The 20,762-nt window shown below is 44.1% G+C and carries 15 protein-coding genes; 3 read left to right on the forward strand and 12 right to left on the reverse strand.

Going from position 1 to position 20,762, the window contains the following annotated elements:
* Positions 1-84: 84 nt before the first annotated feature.
* The 6 genes from kdgR to DK187_RS09385 form a co-directional block, all read right to left on the reverse strand.
* Positions 85-867, reverse strand: a complete 783-nt coding sequence (gene kdgR / locus DK187_RS09360) for a DNA-binding transcriptional regulator KdgR (RefSeq protein WP_111607091.1) — start codon at positions 865-867, stop codon at positions 85-87.
* 194 nt (positions 868-1,061) lie between these two features.
* Positions 1,062-1,811, reverse strand: coding sequence for a 2-dehydro-3-deoxy-D-gluconate 5-dehydrogenase KduD (gene kduD, locus DK187_RS09365; RefSeq protein WP_111607092.1), 750 nt, complete (start codon positions 1,809-1,811; stop codon positions 1,062-1,064).
* 159 nt (positions 1,812-1,970) lie between these two features.
* A complete protein-coding gene (locus tag DK187_RS09370; protein WP_111607093.1) occupies positions 1,971-3,257 on the reverse strand; it encodes an ABC transporter substrate-binding protein in 1,287 nt (428 codons plus the stop codon).
* 60 nt (positions 3,258-3,317) lie between these two features.
* Positions 3,318-4,451, reverse strand: coding sequence for an ABC transporter ATP-binding protein (locus DK187_RS09375; protein WP_111607094.1), 1,134 nt, complete (start codon positions 4,449-4,451; stop codon positions 3,318-3,320).
* A 9-nt stretch (positions 4,452-4,460) separates the two neighbouring features.
* Positions 4,461-5,375, reverse strand: a complete 915-nt coding sequence (locus tag DK187_RS09380) for a carbohydrate ABC transporter permease (protein ID WP_223232296.1) — start codon at positions 5,373-5,375, stop codon at positions 4,461-4,463.
* A complete protein-coding gene (locus DK187_RS09385) occupies positions 5,375-6,256 on the reverse strand; it encodes a carbohydrate ABC transporter permease (RefSeq protein ID WP_111607095.1) in 882 nt (293 codons plus the stop codon). The genes DK187_RS09380 and DK187_RS09385 overlap by 1 nt, the downstream gene beginning before the upstream one ends.
* Before the next feature lie 278 nt (positions 6,257-6,534).
* On the opposite strand from DK187_RS09385, the gene DK187_RS09390 reads away from it, so the two are divergent.
* Both DK187_RS09390 and DK187_RS09395 read left to right on the forward strand, forming a co-directional pair.
* Complete coding sequence (locus tag DK187_RS09390) at positions 6,535-7,683, forward strand: oligogalacturonate lyase family protein (protein ID WP_111607096.1); 1,149 nt, start codon at positions 6,535-6,537, stop codon at positions 7,681-7,683.
* A gap of 377 nt (positions 7,684-8,060) precedes the next feature.
* On the forward strand, positions 8,061-9,920 hold the full coding sequence (locus tag DK187_RS09395) for a putative bifunctional diguanylate cyclase/phosphodiesterase (RefSeq protein WP_111607097.1): 1,860 nt from the start codon (positions 8,061-8,063) through the stop codon (positions 9,918-9,920).
* A gap of 235 nt (positions 9,921-10,155) precedes the next feature.
* Here the strand turns inward: DK187_RS09395 and DK187_RS09400 are convergent, their stop codons facing one another.
* From DK187_RS09400 to DK187_RS21390, 6 genes are all read right to left on the reverse strand, one after another.
* Positions 10,156-11,778: a methyl-accepting chemotaxis protein gene (locus DK187_RS09400; RefSeq protein WP_111607098.1), complete on the reverse strand. Its 1,623-nt coding sequence runs from the start codon at positions 11,776-11,778 to the stop codon at positions 10,156-10,158.
* 429 nt (positions 11,779-12,207) lie between these two features.
* The gene (locus DK187_RS09405) at positions 12,208-13,593 is read right to left on the reverse strand and encodes a diguanylate cyclase domain-containing protein (protein ID WP_111607099.1); all 1,386 of its coding nucleotides are present in this window, start codon (positions 13,591-13,593) and stop codon (positions 12,208-12,210) included.
* 128 nt (positions 13,594-13,721) lie between these two features.
* Positions 13,722-15,512 carry a sensor domain-containing diguanylate cyclase gene (locus tag DK187_RS09410; protein ID WP_204355609.1) on the reverse strand — a complete coding sequence of 597 codons (1,791 nt, stop codon included), beginning with the start codon at positions 15,510-15,512 and terminating at the stop codon, positions 13,722-13,724.
* 498 nt (positions 15,513-16,010) lie between these two features.
* A complete protein-coding gene (glmS, locus tag DK187_RS09415; RefSeq protein ID WP_111607101.1) occupies positions 16,011-17,837 on the reverse strand; it encodes a glutamine--fructose-6-phosphate transaminase (isomerizing) in 1,827 nt (608 codons plus the stop codon).
* Positions 17,838-17,964: 127 nt separating this feature from the next.
* Complete coding sequence (gene glmU / locus DK187_RS09420; protein WP_111607102.1) at positions 17,965-19,326, reverse strand: bifunctional UDP-N-acetylglucosamine diphosphorylase/glucosamine-1-phosphate N-acetyltransferase GlmU; 1,362 nt, start codon at positions 19,324-19,326, stop codon at positions 17,965-17,967.
* Positions 19,327-19,698: 372 nt separating this feature from the next.
* Positions 19,699-20,205, reverse strand: coding sequence for a hypothetical protein (locus DK187_RS21390; protein WP_223232295.1), 507 nt, complete (start codon positions 20,203-20,205; stop codon positions 19,699-19,701).
* Positions 20,206-20,410: 205 nt separating this feature from the next.
* Here DK187_RS21390 and DK187_RS09430 point away from each other — a divergent pair, with 205 nt between their 5' ends.
* A complete protein-coding gene (locus DK187_RS09430; RefSeq protein ID WP_111607103.1) occupies positions 20,411-20,758 on the forward strand; it encodes a metalloregulator ArsR/SmtB family transcription factor in 348 nt (115 codons plus the stop codon).
* The last annotated feature ends 4 nt before the right edge of the window (positions 20,759-20,762 follow it).

Genomic DNA, 20,762 nt, shown 5'->3' on the forward strand with positions numbered 1-20,762 from the left:
TGCAGCGATGATAAACCCAATCAAGAGCCCAAAAAAAAAGCTGGCGTCATAATGAGGCCAGCTTTTAAAGAGACTAAGGTCATACTATTTAGTGTGACCGAGTTTTTCCGATATTTTGCTCGTTGCTTCTTGCAATAGGCTAACGTACTTTTCAAACTTCTCTGGCGTGTAACGTAGGGTTGGGAAAGACAAACTTAGCCCTGCAATAACATTGCCTAGACGATCATAAATAGGGCTACCTATGCAGCGTAGACCTTCTTCTTGCTCTTCATTGTCAACGCCATAGCCTTGTACTTTGACTTGCTGGAGCTCTTCTAACAAGGCGTCTATGGTACGGTGTGTCTTTTCCGTAGAAGGTACAAATTGCGTGTCTTTAAAAACGTCGCGAATATAGCTTTCTGGGCGTTCCGCCAGTAACACTTTACCAATGGCAGTGGAGTAAAGCGGGTTACGACCACCAATACGAGATTGCATGCGCAGATTGTATTGTGCGTCTACTTTATAGATGTAGATGATGCCATCACCGTCACGAATACCAAGGTGTAATGCTTCTTTGGTTTGCTCGGCAATGCTCGCCATGTAGGGTTCCGTTAAGGACACAAGATCTACATGTTCCAGTGCTTTTGAGCTAACTTCAAACAGTTTTAACGTTAGTGAATAACGGTCATCGTCGCCTTCTTGGGAGACGAAGCCGAGCATCTTCATGGTTTGTAAAAACCGATAGACGGTACTTTTTGATGTCATAACGGTTTGCGATAACTCTGTTACGCCGACGGATTTGTGTTCTGCCATCGCGTTTAATATCGCAAACACTTTCATGACCGAGGATACAGGTTCGATTTGTTGATTGTTCTCTTCGTTTGTCATATTAGTTTCATTTTTTTTGAAATAGGATTTTGCAATTGTAATGCAATTTTATAGTTGTTACAGCCAAGATTACAAAATGAAACCGTATTAGTCACTCTCACCTATCAAAAAACGTCAGACATGACGGGTGCGGACATCTGTTATGGCTTACACCATTGTCCGCAAACTGTCCGCACGACTTGAAAATAGGCAAGTTATCGCGCTAGCCAGCCTCCGTCTACCGCAATGGTATAGCCATTTACATAACGCGATGCCTCCGATGCTAAGAACACAATGGGTCCGGCCATGTCTCCAGGCGTTCCCCAACGACCCGCAGGGATACGACTTAAGATTTCACTTGAACGATCTTCATCGGCGCGTAACGCCGCTGTGTTGTCCGTCGCCATGTAACCAGGAGCGATAGCATTGACGTTAATGCCATGTTTTGCCCATTCGTTAGCCAATAAGCGAGTCACGCCCATTACGCCACTTTTTGATGCTGTGTAAGATGGTACTCGAATGCCACCTTGGTAAGACAACATAGAGGCAATATTGATAATGTTGCCTGAAGTGCCTTGGGTGATGACTTGTCTGGCAAAGCCTTGAGACATAAAAAAGACCGCTTTAATATTTAAGTCCATTACATCGTCCCAATCTTTTTCGGTGAAATCCAGCGCATCATTGCGACGAATGATTCCTGCGTTATTCACAAGAATATCGACTTTCCCAAACGCTGAAACCGCCTCTTTGATCACATAATCAACGCTGTCCATTTTGCTCATGTCGGCAATAACGCTGTGAAATTGACGGCCTGTTTTTGCCATGAGTTCGATGGTTTGTGTTGGATTGTCACGATTAACACCCACCACATCAGCGCCTGCTTTTGCCAATGCTAATGCCATTCCTTGCCCAAGGCCGGTATTACATCCTGTCACAATGGCTACTTTTCCTGTCAGGTCGAACATAGTGTTTCCTCATCTTTATTAAATTTTGGACAATATAGGTCGTGTCTTTAGGCCGACAAAAAACTCACTACAACAAATTACGTCTTGTCGGGCTAAAGCCGCGACCTACAAAAGTCAATTGTGTGTCATGCCTCTTTCCTAGGGTTTACAACGCTATGCTTATTTAATCGCTCTACGCAAAATGCGATTTCCCTGAGACATGAATTCCTTTGCCGCTTGTTCGACCGTCATCGATCCTTGGTCCATCTTTTCGATCATCTCTTCAAATAACCCCAGTAATTTCGGATTCTCAAAATGCGGTGAGGTGATCAGTTTTTTTGGCAAATCGTCGATTTGAGCCAAACCAGCGACCGATAAATCATCGTCTTTGATGGTACCATCCAGTGATAAGGCACGACGGGCAGCCAGACTCAATGGCACACCACGAGCCAAGCCCATTGCGTTGTAGCCTTCTGGCTCGTTTAATAGGAAGTTAATCAACTTCGCAGCATCTTCCGGGTTTTGGCTGTTTTTGCCGATAGAGAGCATCAGTGCAGGTTTGTAGAACAGACCTGCGTCATCGGCGCCTTTTTGCATTAGGTAAAAGCCCAATTCCATTGACTGTGGTGGTCTTAAATTGTCGTTGTATTTGTTGATGGCAGAGTTCCACATATACACACCTGCCCATTCCCCATTAATCCAAGGTTTATGCTCGTACAGGTTGGCTTTACCGAAACTCGCCACGTATTTACTGCTGGGGGTAACATGGTTGTTGACCATGTCTTCGTACATTTTGAAAAATTCGAGCATTTGTTCATCGCTGTAAGCGAACTTTTTCTTCGCTTCATCGATCATCGGGATGCCGTATTTTTGCACCATAAAAGAACGGTTCATGGCAATAATGTCACGGCCTTCTAACATGAGAGGAAAGTATTCATCTCCCAATTTTTCTTTAAAAACAGGTCCCGCTTTCATCAAATCATCCCAAGTAACGGGATAAGGCAATCCGGCTTTTGCCCAAGTGTCTTTGTTGTAATAAAAGACTCGTGCAGTCATGGAAACAGGAATACCGTTTAACTTGCCATTATTAGTGCCTGCCTCAAGGGCCGACTGATCAAACTGAGATAGGTCCAGCACATTACTGTATTCACGCAAGTCTTTAAAACCATCCCCTCGCGCGGAGAAAATTGGCATCCAATTCCAGTTGGTTTGCATCACATCTGGCTCGGTATTACCCGCTATCTGGGTGGTTAATCGTTCTAAATGACCACCCCAGCCGGTGTATTCTGTTTTAACAGAAATCTCTGGATGCACTTTTTCGAACTCTTTAACAGCCTCGTTGGTTGCTGTGTGTCGGGAGTTCCCTCCCCACCATGACATGCGCAGTTCTTCTGCGCTGGCATTGATGCTCATCATGGAACCTGCGGACGCTAATCCGACGAACAGAGCGATTGTTCTTATTTTCATGCTGCTTTTCCTCGTTGGCTTTTTTATTTGCGATACAATTTTTTCGTGTGTGGCTGTCTTTTACAGCGAGATGTTTATCTCGGTTGCTTTGCTAAAAATATGACCGTTGTTCATTTCAAAATGGAAAAGGTGTTCTTTGCCAATGGCGTCTAATAATTTGGCTTCGACCACATCCGCAGGTATCCGTGTACAAAGTTCTCTGTCTTCTACGGTAAAGTGGACATAAAACTCTGCGCCCATGTTTTCCATACGCACAATCGTGCCTTTGATAAGTTCATCCCGTGGTGAATTGTCATCGGCTAATTTGATGAATTCAGGGCGAATGCCAAACACCACGTCTTCGGTGAAGTTGGTTAAGACTTTCTGCAGTTTTTCATCTGGCAAACCCAACATCTGAGACGACAAGGCTAAGTGGCACTTACCCTCACCCGTACGATCTAAACGGGTCTCAACCATGTTCATTTCTGGCGCGCCAATGAATCCGGCAACGAACAAGTTTTTTGGGTACTTATAAAGGTTGGCTGGCGTATCTACTTGCATGATGTGTCCGTCTTTCATCACGCAAATACGGTCGCCCATGGTCATGGCTTCGGTCTGATCGTGGGTGACATAGACACTGGTGGCCGAGCGGTTGGTTTTTTTCAGGGTTTTATGCAGATCTGAGATACGCACCCGCATAGATGCGCGTAACTTGGCATCCAGATTAGATAAAGGCTCATCGAACAAGAAGACTTGAGGGCGTTTGACAATGGCACGACCGACCGCAACGCGCTGCGCTTGGCCGCCAGAAAGCTGACGCGGCAAGCGATCTAGCAAAGGCGTAAGCTCAAGCAGCTCAGCAGCTTCATTCACTTGTTTCTCAATATCCGCCTTACTGACTTTTGCTAATTTCAAACCAAAGCCGAGGTTTTCCCGCACACTCATATGGGGATACAGAGCGTAGTTTTGAAATACCATGGCAATACCGCGATCTTTGGGTGGCAAACCATTTACGACTTTTCCGCCAATGCTGATCGAGCCGCCAGTAATGGACTCCAATCCCGCCAACATACGTAAGGTCGTTGATTTCGCACAACCAGAAGGCCCGATGACAACGAGAAATTCACCATCTTCAATTTCTAGGTTAATCCCATGAACGGCTTTAAACCCGTTCGAATACACCTTGGTCAAATTTTCAAAGACAACTTTAGACATACGATTCACCTACCCTTTAACGCCGCCAGACGAAATACCTTCTACGAAGTAATTCTGTGCGATTAGGAAAACAACAATGGACGGAACAATGGCAATGGATGCCATGGCTAATATTTCATTCCATTGAGTGCCTTCGGTGACATCAATGGATAATTTGAGCGCCAAAGCGATGGGGTATTTTTCCACGCTGGAAATATAAATAAGTGGCCCCAAGAAATCGTTTACTGACCACATAAACTGGAACAGTGCGACAGAAATAATGGCGGGTTTCAGCATGGGCACGACTATGTACCAAAGCAGCTGATAAGAGTTGCAACCATCGATTTGTGCCGCTTCTTCCATGTCCGTTGGCAAACCACGTAGGAACTGAATCAACATAAAGACAAAGAAGCCTTGTGTGGCAAAGGCCATTGGCAAGTACAAGGGCAAATAACTATCTAACATACCCATTTCACGAAACATTAAGTATTGAGGGATCAGCAATACAGACGTAGGCAGTAAAATAGTGGCCACCAAGGTGACAAACCAAAATTTCTTAAAGGGAATCTCAAAACGAGCAAAACCATAGGCGACAATCACCGATGAGATCACCGTCAAAATCACTTTCGGCACCACGTAATACAAGGTATTCAGAAAGAATCGACCAAAGGTATATTCCGTGCCGGTATTCCACCCATTGATAAAACCATCTAGGGAAAATTCTTTCGGCCATAAACTCAACGAACTAAAGATTTCATGGTTGGGTTTAAACGCCGCTGAGAACATCCAAAATAACGGGTACAACATCACCAACCCAAAGAACAGCAAGATGATGTAGCGAATAGTCGCTCCTACTCGTTGCTTACGAATTTCTGCTCTGAGCATTGGATTGTTCTTTAAGTCAGCAGACAAGGCTGCTTTATTTGGGAATACTTTATTCATCATCACTTACCGCCCTTATCACCTGAGTAGAACACCCAGTACTTAGATGATTTGAATGAAATCGCCGTAAAAACCGCCACAGCTAAAAACAACACCCAAGCAAGCGCGCTGCCATAACCAAGATCGAAATACTTAAACGCTGTTTCATAGATATAAAGTGAGAACAAATACGTCGATTTTGCTGGGCCACCACCAGTAATCACGTAAGGCGCGGTAAACTCTTGGAACGCCTGAGTGGTCTGCATGATGAAGTTAAAGAAAATAACCGGAGTAATAAGAGGCACGGTAATCTTAGTAAACATCTGCCATTTAGACGCGCCATCTATCAATGCCGCTTCATACTGAGATTGCGGTACGCTCTGTAGCGCCGCCAGGAAGATGACCATCGCTGAACCAAATTGCCATACTCGTAACAAGGTCACAGAGAACATGGCAAACACCGGCTCCCCCAACCAAGAAATCGCTTCGACGCCAAAAATCCCTAAAAAATTATTGAGCAAGCCATCAAGGGAAAATATCGCCCGCCATAACACGGCGATCGCCACACTGCTTCCCAAAATAGAAGGAATGTAATAAGCGGTGCGGAAGAATTTGATACCACGCAACTTAAAGTTCAGAACAAAGGCAATGAAGAGTGCAAAGGCAAGTTTTAGCGGAATGGTCAGAAACACATACGCAAACGTGACCCCCATAGATTGGTAGAAGGTATCGTCATCCATCATGTAACGATAATTATCTAAGCCAACGTATTCCGGTGGATTAATGAGATCGTAGTTGGTGAAACTGATGATCAAGGATGACAAAAAAGGAAAGGCTGTAAACAGCAGTAAGCCGATGATATACGGACTGATGTACAGCAACCCTAAGCGATGATTTTCATACATAGTGTGCAACTCTGATTGTTGTTTTTATTGGATGTTGTCAAAACATAGTAGAAGAAGAATAAAAAAATAACAACGGTAAATTTATTTTTTTAAAACAGCTTTTCATTTTTATTTTTTTATTATTTTTTAAATGCTATCTTTTAGGTCTTGTGGAGGGGAATGGGACGCAAGATATGCAGTCGTCAATAAAAGCAGTCCTGATAAATAAAAAAAGCCCCCGCTGATACGACATGAGCAGCACAGGCAATACCGTACTAACAAAAATAAGAGAGGATATTATGTCACTTGGACAGATCACACCTTTGGCATTTCAGCGCACTGTTGATGCCAGCACTGGCACCATTGTTACTCAGTTAACACCGAACGGTAGCGTCTGCCACCGCAACTATTTTTACCAAAAATGCTTCACTGAAGATGGCAATAAACTGCTTATCTCGGCTAATTTCGACACAAACAGAAACTACCATCTTTTAGATTTACAAAATGAAAGCGCCATACAACTTACTGAAGGCAAAGGCGATAATGTCTTTGGTGGCTTTCTTACCACACAAGATGACGCGCTGATCTTTGTGAAAAATAACAAGCAGCTCATTCGTGTTGATCTTAAAACCCAAGAACATAATGTGTTGTATGAGGTGGCTAATGGCTGGGTTGGCTACGGCACTTGGGTACCCAATTCAGATTGTACGAAAGTGGTTGCGATTGAAATCAAAGATACAGATTACATGAGTTTGGACAGTTGGGAAAAATTTGCCCAGTTTTATCACCAAAAGCCACGTTGCCGTTTGATCTCAATCGATCTTAACACTGGCCAACGCACCACGATCTTTGAAGAAAACATTTGGCTTGGGCATCCGCTGTATCGGCCAAATGACGACAACACCATTGCGTTTTGCCATGAAGGTCCCCACGATTTAGTGGCAACACGCATGTGGATGATTGACGAAAGTGGCGACAACATGCGCAAAGTCCATGAGCAAGATGACGATGAGTCCTGCACCCATGAGTTTTTCGTACCAGATGGCTCAAAGATGATGTTTGTGTCTTATCGACCACATATGGATAAACGCCAACTTTGCTCCGTCGATGCGCAAACGCTGGCTTTTAAAGTCGAAGCGGAGATGCCCGCCTGCAGTCATTTGATGAGTAACCATGACGGTAGTTTGGTCGTGGGAGACGGCTCAGGTACGCCAGTTGACGTATCCGATCATGATGGACACACGATACAAAACGATCCCAACCTGTACCTGCTCAATCTCAATACAGGCGATATTCGTGCCATTGCCGAACACAACACCAGCTGGACCGTCTTGAATGGCGATCGTCAAATCAATCATCCTCACCCATCGTTTACGCCAGACAATAAGTCGGTACTTTACAGCTCCGATGTAAACGGTTCCCCGGCGGTGTATTTGGCGAGCTTATAAAAGACCGTCACGCTGTTTTTTATAGAGCATGATATTCGTTGTCGACACAATCTGATGTCATCAAGAAATACGCTGGATGAGGGAGTCACGCCCCTAATCCGGCATGACATTCGTAGCCTGCGGCTTTTATCAACATGGATACACTGCCAATTTGATGGTTGGTTTCATCAAAGTTTCTCCGCATAAACCATTCCCTCTTGCTATCTCTCTCATCAACAGGTAAAAGGTCGCATCACAATGGTGGTTGTCATTATTATATTCTGTTGCGCCAGAAGACCTCTATCTGTCATTTGTGAATATTGGCACTGGCGTTCTGATTACTTAAAATACTTCACACTCAGTTGTTTAATAACAATTACTATTTAACAGGAGTAGTCATGCTTTATAAGCCAGCAGAACTTGCTCAAAGACAAAGAAAACACTTTATAAAGGTGATCTCGGTATTTTTTGTCGGCTCTCTTGTTGGATCGACTTTTGCTGGTCCCATGGCACAAATCATCCTACTTTGCTCGGCGGTTGGGATGTGCGCTATCTTTTGGCTTATCCATTCGCGCCCCAACAACAAGCTGGCTGTGGCTTGCTTTCTGTGGTTAATCACGCTGCAAATAAGTGCTCTCATTACTAATAATAACGCTATTTATAGCCCTATTGTCATGTGTTATGCCATTATTTTGGTGTATGCGGCACTTTTTTGCTCAAAACTCACTTTCCTATGTTTGGCCGTATTTATCAGCCTTTACTGCTCTCTACTCTTGCTTGCTATTCGTCTGGGCTATTGGCCTAATCCAGCACCAAAAGTCAGTAATGTCTCTATTGTGGTGATCAACTTATGCCTTTTTATTGCCAGTTTTAGCGCTTGGTTTATTGCTAAAGATTTTCGTTCATTGCTGTACGATTTATGGAGCGAAAATCAAGCATCTAGGAAATCTCAAAAAGAAGTTCGACGAATTGCGACATTAGACCCACTAACTGGTTTATCTAATCGTACCAATGCCGAACAAACCTTTAATACGCTTGCCAAGACAGAGAAACAGCTGTCTGTTGTGTTTATCGATCTTGATAACTTTAAACCCATTAATGACGCCTATGGGCATCATTATGGCGATATCACACTGCAGATTTTGGCTGATCGCTTAAATGCATTGCTAAAGCCTGGTGAGATTTGCTGTCGATTTGGAGGTGATGAATTTGTTTTGGTACTCCTTTATTCAAATAGTGCCGATTGCAGACAGCGTTACGAATTATTTCTCGAAACAATCGCTCAAGAAATACAAATAGAATTACATACCTTTAAAGTCTCTGCTTCCATTGGAGTGTCACATTTCCCCGCTCATGGCTCGAATTTTAATGAGCTTTGTCGGCTTGCTGATCAAGCCATGTACCGATCAAAACTCAGCCGTAAAAATGCAGCTCTACTTTACCAACCACAGTGGCAAGATGAACATCGTAAAAAATTAGAAATGATCCAATCGTTGCGCTCAGCGATTGATCGTAACGAACTTTTTTTAGCCTATCAGCCTAAATACGATCTGGCGTCCTTGGCGATTAATGGTGTGGAAGCCCTCGCTCGCTGGCAATCCAAAGAGTTTGGTTGGGTGAGTCCGGCGGTGTTTATTCCCTTAGCGGAAGAAAACGGTTTAATCGATGATCTTGGCCTGTTTGTACTAAAACAAGCCTGTAAGGATTGCAAACATTGGCTAGAAAAAGGCTACGATATTCCCGTTTCAGTGAACTTATCAGCCGCACAATTAAGCAGCGGTATGTTGCCAGAACATGTGTTTGGTATTTTGGCGGCGTCAGGCTTGTCGCCTCAGTATTTAGAATTAGAAATTACGGAGTCCATGTTGATGCAAGATCAACAGGCGATCGATTCGCAAATCGAAACCCTTAATGAGAAAGGGATCAGCTTTGCGATTGATGATTTCGGGACGGGGTATTCTAACTTACATTATTTAAGTCGCTTCAAAGCCGCTACATTAAAAATTGACCAATCCTTTGTCAGGCAGCTCGATGAATCTGCAGACAATTACAGCTTAAAGAACTATAGCCTAGTAAAAGGCATTGTGGTGTTGGCAAAAACACTTGGACTAACCACTGTGGCAGAAGGGGTCGAGGATAAAAATACGCTTAATACCCTTAGGGCGATCAACTGTGACTCAGCACAAGGGTATTTTTTATCAAAACCCGTTACGCTAGAGGATTTCTATGTCGCCCTGCAAAATCAAGACAGCGAGTAAAACCTCTGCCAAGATTTTGCTTGTCACATTATTCGATCACCGCTCCCTCTAAGCGGTTTAACAAATAAAAAGCCCGATACGTCTAGAAAAAGTTTTCGTCGCATCGGGCTTTGTTCTGTGTTTCTGACGCTAACGCCTTCTATGTTGACCTGTCCATCTTGTCCAGTTCATCCATCTACCATTCAACATTAGAAACAACTTAAACGTGCTCCAATATGAAACACATCTCTCTTTTTTAAAGCCTAAATTTTAAAACCAGATTATTCAATTGCTCAGCGAGTCGTGATAGATCCAGACTCGACGCGCTGGTTTGATTCGCCCCTTCTGCAGTTTGCGCTGACAGGTCAAGGATATGGATTAAGTTCTTATCGACTTCCCTTGCTACGCTGGTTTGCTCTTCTGCGGCACTGGCAACGGTGACGTTTTGATCGCTAATCTGACCAATCAAACGGGTTATTTCATTGAATGCCTGACCTGCGTCATTTGCCATCAGTAACGTAGATTCAGCACGCTGATTGCTGTTGGTCATATTCGTAACCGCTTGATCGGTTTCGGACTGAATCAATTGAATCATTTTTTCAATTTCTTTGGTGGACTCTTGCGTACGATGCGCAAGCGCTCTGACCTCATCGGCCACAACGGCAAAACCTCTACCACTTTCACCCGCACGCGCGGCTTCAATGGCTGCGTTTAGAGCGAGCAAATTCGTTTGGTCTGCAATGGCTCGAATCACATCCAAAACAGAAACTATGTTTTTAACATTGCCCGCTAACGTGGTTACGCCATTAGCCGAATGCTGAATGTCTGTGGTTAACAATTCCACTGTTTTAATGGTTTCATTGATTTTAGCTTGGCCTAACTGTGCCTTTTCATCCGCTACTTCAGCGTTATCACTGGTCGAGCTGGCGCTGCGAGCCACTTCTTCAATCGCAGCGGTCAATTGATTCACCGCGGCCGCGGCTTGTTCTAACTGATTACTCTGTTGAGACATGGTTTGAGAAGACTGATTGGTCACCACACTTAATTCTTCGGACGTAGCCGCAAGCTGCTGAGATGAATCGCTGATTAACGTGAGTGTTTGTCTCAGTTGTGTTTGCATCGCTGCTAACGCCCTAAGCATATCTGCGGCTTCATCATTGTGGTTATCTGTGATTTGCTCGGTCAAGTCGCCATTTGCAACACGCTTAGCCACCGCCACTGCGTAGCTAAGAGGCTGTGTCAAACTGCGACTGTAGAAATACGCAAGTGCACTTAACACAATTAGGGTGACAATAATGCCCGAAATCAACGCACTTCTGGAGTTGGTATAAGTTTGTGTGGCTTGATCATTAACTTGACTCGCACGCGCCAACTGAAACTGCCCCAGTTTATCCACTTCTGTCGTTAACACTTCAGCGGCGGGTGTCACGATATTACGTCGATAAGCTAATGCTTCCATAACCTTTTGTTCATTAGAAAGTGTGTATAGCTGTGGTAGGGTAGAAGAAAAAGAATCGTGCAATTTTGCAACACTATCCAATATCGCTTTTGCTTCTGGACTACGAGCTAGCGTGTACATAATTTTCTCTGACTCATCGTATTCCTTAACGATGGCATCCATTTGTCTTTTAACGTCATCACGTTCTTGCTGATTCTGTGCATCAGACAGTTCCGCAATCAATATTTGGCTGCGCAATATATCGCGTCTCAACTCTGTCGCGGTGGACAAAGCCGGAATTCTATGCAAACTCAAAATATCTGTCACTTCGTTTATTTTCGCTAGCTGCATAATAGAAAACACACCTAACAAAAAGGTGATGACACCTAAAATCCCAAAGGCGACGGCGGAGCGCACACCAATCTTCATATCTCTGATCATTTCTTTCCCCTGTACCCGTTTCGTCGTTTGCTATGATGCTAGCCTACTTAAGAACGACTCATCTTTAAGTAATCTATTTTGTTTTTTAAATAACCTACTGTTATCAATAAGACAAAATAAATAGATCCTCCCTTCCTTTTGCATCCTGGTTATTACTATCAATGAGAACCATCGAACAACCTATTTCTTCATGATATACATACTAGAATCATAATGTTCCAGCATGTATTAAACGCCTATCAATTATAAATGAAAATAATATTTCACATATCGGTTATTAAATTAAAATACAAAAAATGACAAAAAAACACGTAAACAAATCAAATACATATCACCCTTCTCTTATCAATAATAGGTTATTGATGCTCATATACTTTCATATATCTGCAAGCTATTTCCTACGGAATAAAAAGAATAAAGATGATGTGTTTATTCATCCAATGCGGTATGAATAGACGCGCCGGTTTGATTCTGTTTCGCTTGATACATCGCCTGATCTGCCAGTTGAAACAGCATTTTTACTGTGTTTGCATCGTCTGGATAACGCGCCACACCGATGCTCATACCAAACGCGACTTCATCGCCCGTTTCTAATAAGATAGGTTCTAAACACAGCTTTAGTAAACGTTCACACGTTCGCGTTATTTCGTACTGAGTGATGCCATTGATAACAATGGCGAATTCATCTCCTCCTAATCGAGAAAGGATGTCTTCTTGCTTGGTGACGTTGATGAGTCGAGAGGCAACTTCTGCCAAGACTTCATCACCTGCGAGGTGCCCAAAGGTATCATTGATTCTTTTAAAACCATTGAGGTCTATAATAAAAAGCGCTAACTGCGTATTAATAGAAACAGACGCTGTCAGTTGCTCTAGACGCTCATCCAAATACCTTCGATTTGCTAAGCCTGTTAATTCATCTACATAAGCTAATTTTTTTAATTCTAAGTAGCTGTTCATTTTTGCGGTTACATCACGCTGTATGGCGATATAACCATAAATATCCCCTGTACTGCTTCTTAAAGGCACACCATATATATGAACCCAATAGGCTTTACCACTTTTATTGTAATTCAGAATATCCGCTTCAAAAGGCCATTCTTTGTCTATTTGGCGCTTGAGTTTTTGAATGGTTTTTTGAGAGGTTTCTGGCCCTTGCAATATTTCGCTTGGCTTCTTACCTTTTAATTCATCGAGACGATAGCCAGATAATCGACTAAACCCTTCGTTGCACCACACTATGCGCTTATTAACATCAGTGTATAAAACCCCATTAGAGATTTGTCCACTTATCCAAGATAAGCGCTGATTTTCTTGCTGTAGAGCGTGCATAAAATGAAGATGAAGTTCGTTTTGTGCACCTTGCGCCAAATCCAATAACAGTGTCTGTTCGTGCTCTGATAATTGACGTGGTTTGGTATCAATAATACACAGTGTACCTATTGGATATTGATCGTAGGATCTAAGTACCGCACCGGCATAGAAACGTATGTGAGGGTCGCCAATTACTAAAGGATTGTCTTGAAAGCGCTCATCTAGCAAGGCATCTTCAACAATCATCAATTTATCTTGTTCAATGGCGTGATGACAAAACGAAATGCTTCTTGGTGTATTGGTAATATCGGTCCCAATGCTGGACTTCAGAAGCTGCTGATCCTTGCCCACAAAACTGATAAACACAATAGGGGTATCAAATATGACTTTAGCTAGGCGGGTAATGCGGTCAAAACGATCATCATCAGGCATGTCAAGAAGTCCTAATTCTTGTAACGCTCTGAGCCGTGCAACTTCGTTTTCTGTGCTGGTAGTCTGATGCATAGTAAGCCCTTCCAGTGATAGAGGCCAATGACCCGCGAATTATAGATTAAGCATCAACACAACTCTATGTCGCTTTACAAGAGGTTACGAATCAGGCGAATGTCCATGAAACTCCGTTGCGAATGACACTAACTGTCCATTAAGTCCGCTGTTTCAACCCTGTTACGCCCTTGATTTTTTGCTTTGTACAAAGCATCGTCTGCACGCTTAAGCAATTCATCTGGCTGGCCTATTTCAGCCGCTAAAGCGGCTACACCGATCGATAGGGTAAAGTGTAAGGGCTTGCCATCCGTAAACAACGTCATGGCTTGGCAACGCTCTCTAAGCTCTTCAGCTCTTTTTACTGCGCTTGCTAAATCGGCTCCAGGCAATAAGACAACAAACTCCTCCCCTCCAAAACGACAGGCTACGTCCGTACCTCTGAACATATCTTCGAGTAAATCCGCCAAGAGTTTGAGTGCTTCATCTCCAACAGCATGCCCATGTACATCGTTCAATTTTTTGAAATGGTCGATGTCGACTAATAAAACAGACAGTGGCGAAGATTGCTCTTCTGCCTCTTCAAATGCTTCCTCAAAACTTATGTCCATCTGCCTTCTGTTATAAAGCCCGGTTAATGCGTCCCTCAAGCTTTGCTCTTGCAGGGAGTCTCGGAGTTTAATGTTCATCAGCGCTAACGCTAATTGCTCAGCGAGGTTCGCGGCACCTTCTTGATTTTCCTCTAACCAGCTTGCTGCTGACTGAAAATCAAGACAAGGTTCTATACTGAGCACGCCGACAAGATCGCCCCTTGCCAACAAAGGAATACACAAAACCGGCTCAGCGTGGTCATGTAGATGATCGCACTGCAGTGCGGTATCATTACTCTCATAAAAATGCGATTTGGCTCGACGCACGGCCCAACAGCTATCATGTTCGAAATGCGCTTCATAGCACTGTGTTCCCCAGCCAGATGCCTGCTCAAAACCGTCGTCAGCGGATAAAAAAAGCGCGCCACTACTGCCGTTAAAGATTTTCTGACAGCTAATGCGTACCACATCGGCGGCTTCGGCTTCGTTTTGACAGCTTTGCAACAATTCGCCCACCAGCTTCAATTGACGTGCGTCTTCGATTCTGGCTTTTACCAATTTTTCCACTTGCAAATGCAGCTGTTGCGTCTGTTGTTTTTCCAACTGCATCATTTGTTGCAACTGTTCAGCGAGTTGGTTAAAAACGGTACCCAGTATATTAAATTCGTCTCTTCCCTTGGTGTTTGCTCTTTGCTTTAAATCCCCTGCCGCAAAGGCTCTGGCAACCTGAGTAATTTGATTTAAAGAGTTGGCGGTATAAAAAGCCGTAAAACTGGCAAACACAAACGCCAACGCTAAACTAAAAAACATGCTCGCCATCAAAAAAGAACGTGCGTCGTCTGCGGCGTCATCACTTTGTTGCTGACGTTGTTTTAGCCGTGAATATTCTACCGAGATGAGATCATCTACCAAGGTTTTTAGAACATCAATTTTCTGCTTACCTTCATCGGCAAAAGACGCTTGCTGATTACTTCGATTGGCTCTGAATGTCGTAATTTGCGCTTTCGCCACTGTATTTTGCCACTCGGCAAACCCAGCGATAACGGCGGTCAATATTGTTCTGTGCTGATCTGTTAACTCAGGGCCATTGAGCATTTTTTGCTGCAAAGCGCGTACCGCTGACAAACTTTGGTAATAGGGCTCTAGAAAGCTGTCGTCGCCAGTGAGCAAATAACCACGCACCGCCGTTTGCGCATCGACAATAAATTGCGTCAACTGATTCAAATCGGCCATGATGGAATAAGACTCTGCCACCTGTTGATTGGCAATCGACGTTTGCTGGCTAGTTTGATAGACGGGAAGAAACGCCAACACCAACAGCAATGTTGGTAAAAAAGTGGTAATAAACACGCGAAAAATTAGCCTTGACTGAAACCACTGCATAATAAACCTGCTTAAACTTGTCCAAAGGGCATTGCTGAATTAACGCCTTCACTTATACCATTACCTAGCACGAAGACCATTTTTTTCGCTAAAAAACCGCTAACTAAACCTAAATTTAAGTAGATTTTCAGAACAGCTCGCCTTTTAAGGGTCTCTACAGACTTTCATTATAAAAAAACCTAGAAGATATATCTCAGTGAGCAGATTTTAGTATGGTGTATGTTTGATGATTCTAGGAGGGAATGACGCAAATTGTTTTCTTGAAACTATATAAAGACCAATGATACAAAGATCAAAACCTTGACGCGCTAAAGTACGACCTACATAAAACCAATCACTTGTAGGCCGTCAAAAGCCGATTACACCAGACCAAAACCTTGACGCGCTAAAGCACGACCTACATAAAACCAATCACGTGTAGGTCGGCCTTTAGGCCGTCAAAAGCCGATAATACAAAACCAAACCTTATTCCACCGTAACGGATTTCGCTAGGTTACGCGGTTGGTCTACGTCTGTACCTTTCACCACAGCAACGTGATAAGACAATAACTGTAACGGTATGGTATGAACGATAGGCTCTAAAATGCTATCGACCTTTGGCACTTCGGTGAAAATAATATTGTCTTCGTTATGTAGGTCCGTGTCTTTATCTGCAAAGACATACAATTCACCACCGCGGGCTGCCACTTCTTGCAAGTTAGACTTAAGTTTGTCTAGCATGTCGTTGTGAGGTACGAGGGCAATAATTGGCATGTCTTCATCAACCAAAGCCAATGGGCCGTGCTTGAGTTCACCCGCAGGGTAAGCTTCTGCGTGGATATAAGAGATTTCTTTGAGTTTTAATGAGCCCTCTAACGCAATAGGGTACATGGTGCCGCGGCCTAAGAACAAAGCATTGTGTTTGTTGGCAAAGCGATCAGCCACTTCCTTAATGTGAGCGTCTTGCAATAGTGCTGCGTTCACGTGAGCAGGCAATGAGCGTAAGGCTTGCACCAGCTCTTTCTCTTTTTCAGCAGACAAGCCATTTTCCACAGCAATGGCAACGCTGGTGATCAGCAACGCGGTCAGTTGAGTGGTAAAGGCTTTGGTGGACGCCACACCAATTTCTGGGCCCGCATTGGTAAGAAGAGTCAAGGCAGACTCGCGCACCAAGGTGCTGGATGGCACGTTACAGATCGCCAATGTCGTTAGATAACCCAACTCTTTTGCCATGCGCAACGCGGCTAACGTATCGGCGGTTTCACCCGATTGCGACAGGGTCAAAAACAAGGTTTTCTTTGGTACGGCCACTTTACGATAACGGTATTCACTGGCCACTTCGACGCTGCACGGTATGCCCGCTAGGTCTTCGATCCAATATTTTGCCACCATACCGGCGTGATAACTGGTACCACAGGCAACGATGTGAACATTTTCCACTTCTTTTAAGAAAGCAGAGTCGGCACCAAAACAGCTCGTTAGCACTTTGCTTTCGCTGATGCGGCCTTCCAAACAAGCGCTAATGACTTTCGGCTGTTCGTAGATTTCTTTCATCATGTAGTGGCGAAATTCGCCTTTGTCCGTGGCATCAATGTTGTGGTTGAACACACTGATTGGACGCTCTTGCAAGTCACCATTGGCATCATAAATAGACACACTATCGCGGCTGACTTCAACCACATCCCCTTCTTCTAGGAAGATAAACTGGTCGGTCACGTGCAATAAGGCCAATTGATCGGAAGCGACGAAGTTTTCTTCGATCCCCACACCAACCACCAACGGACTGCCTTTACGAGCCGCGATGAAACGTTCATTGTCGTCTTTTTGTACCACGCCAATCGCAAAGGCACCATGTAATTTGGTTAATGTGGTTTGCACGGCTTTTAATAAGTCCGGCTGTGTTTTCATCGCATCGTGAATGAGGTGGACGATGACTTCGGTATCCGTTTCGGATCTGAATTCATAGCCTTTTTCTTTCAATTCGCGGCGCAAGGGTTCATGATTTTCAATGATGCCGTTGTGCACCAAAGCAAGATCATCGCCAGAAAAATGCGGGTGAGCATTGGCTTCTGTCGGTTTACCATGGGTCGCCCAGCGAGTATGCGCGATCCCCATTTTGCCATCGAGGGGTTGCACTTCAAACTTGTCTTTTAGTGCCTGCACTTTGCCCACGGCACGGTGTGAATACACCCCTTCTTCGTTGTTAATTGCCACACCAGAAGAATCATAACCACGGTACTCTAAGCGGCTAAGTCCTTCGATAAGAATTTTTGATACATTACGGCGTGCTATGGCGCCAACTATTCCACACATGTGAGAGTCCTTTTTTGAGTCTACTAAAAGGGTCAGATCCCTTAAAAAAATAAAGAGTTATTCAATTCGAAAAATCGTGTCGGTTGAGGGATCTGACCCCTTTTCACTTTCACTTTTTCAAGAGTCGTTACTTTTTAACGGGTCGAGGCCAATTGTCTTTGTTGGTTTGTCGCGCTCTGGCAAACGCAAGTTGCTTCTCACCGACTTGTTTGGTGATGGTCGAACCCGCCGCGATCGTCGCGCCCTCGGCGATTTGTACCGGGGCAACAAGCGAAGTATTTGAGCCGATAAATACGTTGTCGGCGACCTGTGTAAGATGTTTATTCACGCCATCGTAATTGCACGTAATCGTTCCGGCACCTACGTTTACATTGGCACCCATGTCGGTATCGCCAATGTAACTCAAATGATTGACCTTACTGCCTTCGCCAATTCGTGCTTTTTTGGTTTCAACAAAATTGCCGATTTTGGCTTTGTTCGATAACTGTGTGCCAGGACGCAAACGCGCAAAAGGCCCAATGTCACAAGACTCACCCACTTGGCTATCGTCTATTAAAGTATGGCTTTTAATGACGGTGTTATCGCCAATGATGCAGTCTTTTAAGTGGCAGTTAGGGCCAATTTCAACGCCATTGCCCAATACCACTTTGCCTTCGAACACACAGTTTACGTCTATCACAACGTCATGGCCTGTGGTCAATTCACCGCGCACATCAATGCGAGATGGGTCTAATAAGGTGGCGCCGTTTTGCATCAGATGGATGGCCTGCTGATGCTGCAGCTCTCTTTCTAATGCAGCCAATTGTACTCGGTCGTTGACGCCCGCCACTTCCGCTGCGTTGTCAGGATTCACTGTGACGATATCCACACCGTCACGAGCGGCCATGGCAATCACATCGGTCAGGTAATACTCACCTTGGGCGTTGTTGTTGGTTAGCGCCGCAAGCCAAGTCTGCAGATGGTTATTGGGTGCCAATAAAATCCCCGTGTTCACTTCGGTGATAGCAAGCTGACTTGGTGAGGCGTCTTTTTGCTCCACAATGGCGGTCACTTTACCCTGAGCATCACGCACGATACGGCCGTAACCGGTTGGATTATCAAGAGCAATGGTCAATAAAACCAAGGTATTTGGCGTCGATAACGCGGTCATCTTTGCCAATGTCGAAGCTCGAATCAGAGGAACATCACCGTATAAGGTTAATGTGGCGCCATCGGCTTGCAGATAAGGCGCAACACGACGTAGCGCGTCGCCTGTACCTTGCGGATTATCTTGCCAAACAATATTGGCTGAAAAATCCTGACAATTCGCTTCGACTTGCTCGCCTTGATGTCCTACAACAAGATGCAATTTGGATTCTGGAAGGGTGCTAGCCGTGGTTAGCACTCGTCTCACCATGGCTTTACCACCGACTTTATGCAATACCTTAGAAAAAGCGGATTTCATTCGGCTGCCCTTTCCGGCGGCCAGAATTACGATGTCCTGAGTCATGAAGCGTCCTTGTATTGGCGTCTTAAAATAATGAATGAATTAAGGATTTGGCCTATTAGACCCTGTTACGAAAAACGTCACAACCCAGATTGTCACAAAAAAAATGACAATTTTTCACTAAACACGGTAAGTCGATGATTTGTTGGCATTTCAGAGGCATTTAAAATAAAGATTGTCAGGAAAAAATTAACCGAAAACAACATAAACTCAGGCATATTGAGATTGTTACTCCATGGCGTCTATCGACCGACAAAACCATCGTCAACGGCGTGACATTCAGAAACAAAAACGCCCCAACAAAACTACCTTGTTCTGTTGGGGCGTTTATTTTAGATATCGGCTATTGGCTTTTTAGAAGCGGCCGATACTGGCTTATTTTTTGTAGCTAGATAGGTATTTATCCAACGCTTCTTGGCTGGCCGCTTTCACTGTCATGCCATTTGGGCCGGTACCAATGCTGGTAAACTGTTTAGCGGGTTCACCGTGCTGTTCAAAGAAAGCCAAATCTTCAGAGCCCGCTTCAAATACCCATAGACGACCATCTTCTATCTTGGTTTTAAAACCTTGGATGTCAAACTCAGAACCACCAGACATAGCCGCTAGATATTTGTCTAGAGCCTCTTGGCTGGCCGCTTTAACCGTCATGCCGTTTGGACCCGTACCAATGCTGGTAAATTGTTTTGCTGGCTCGCCATGCTCTTTAAAGAATGCTAGATCCTCAGAGCCTGCTTCAAATACCCAAAGGCGACCGTCTTCAATTTCTGTTTTGAAGCCATCAATGTCGTATGTTGACGCCATAGACGATTCTGTCGCCGTAGTGGCGCAAGCGGTCAAAGAAGCGCCTAGCAACATGGCAATAAGAAGTTTGCTTTTGTTCATAGTAGTACCCTCTCAAATGGATTGTTTAAAATTGAATAAACCCATAATGAAAGATGTACATGACAGAAAGATGACAGAAAATACTCATCTTATATTTTTTTTCATATATATTAATTTTCATATATTTTAAAAAACACATGTATTAACATTGCCAATATCATAAGACTTAGACCGTCTTATGACCCAGTAGCATGAGGAGCATCCTTTGAACCCTATACAATTTTACAAGTGTCTTGCTGACGAAACGCGCTTACGCTGCATGTTACTCATTCATTTAGAAAAGGAATTATGCGTCTGTGAGTTGATGAAGGCACTTGACGAAAGTCAGCCTAAAATTTCTCGTCATCTGGCCCAATTACGCCAGTGTGGTTTATTAACAGACCGTCGTCAGGGTCAATGGGTGTTTTATAGTATTAATAAAACACTGCCTGAGTGGGCCTTGTCCGTTCTATCCGAAACCGCCACTCAGAACGAAGATTTTCTTGTTATCAATCAACAACAATTGCAATCCATGGGTGATCGACCAGACCGTGCCGTTGCTTGCTGCGCATAGTCTT

Origin of the sequence: Marinomonas arctica (assembly GCF_003259225.1) — a bacterium.
Taxonomy (GTDB): domain Bacteria; phylum Pseudomonadota; class Gammaproteobacteria; order Pseudomonadales; family Marinomonadaceae; genus Marinomonas; species Marinomonas arctica.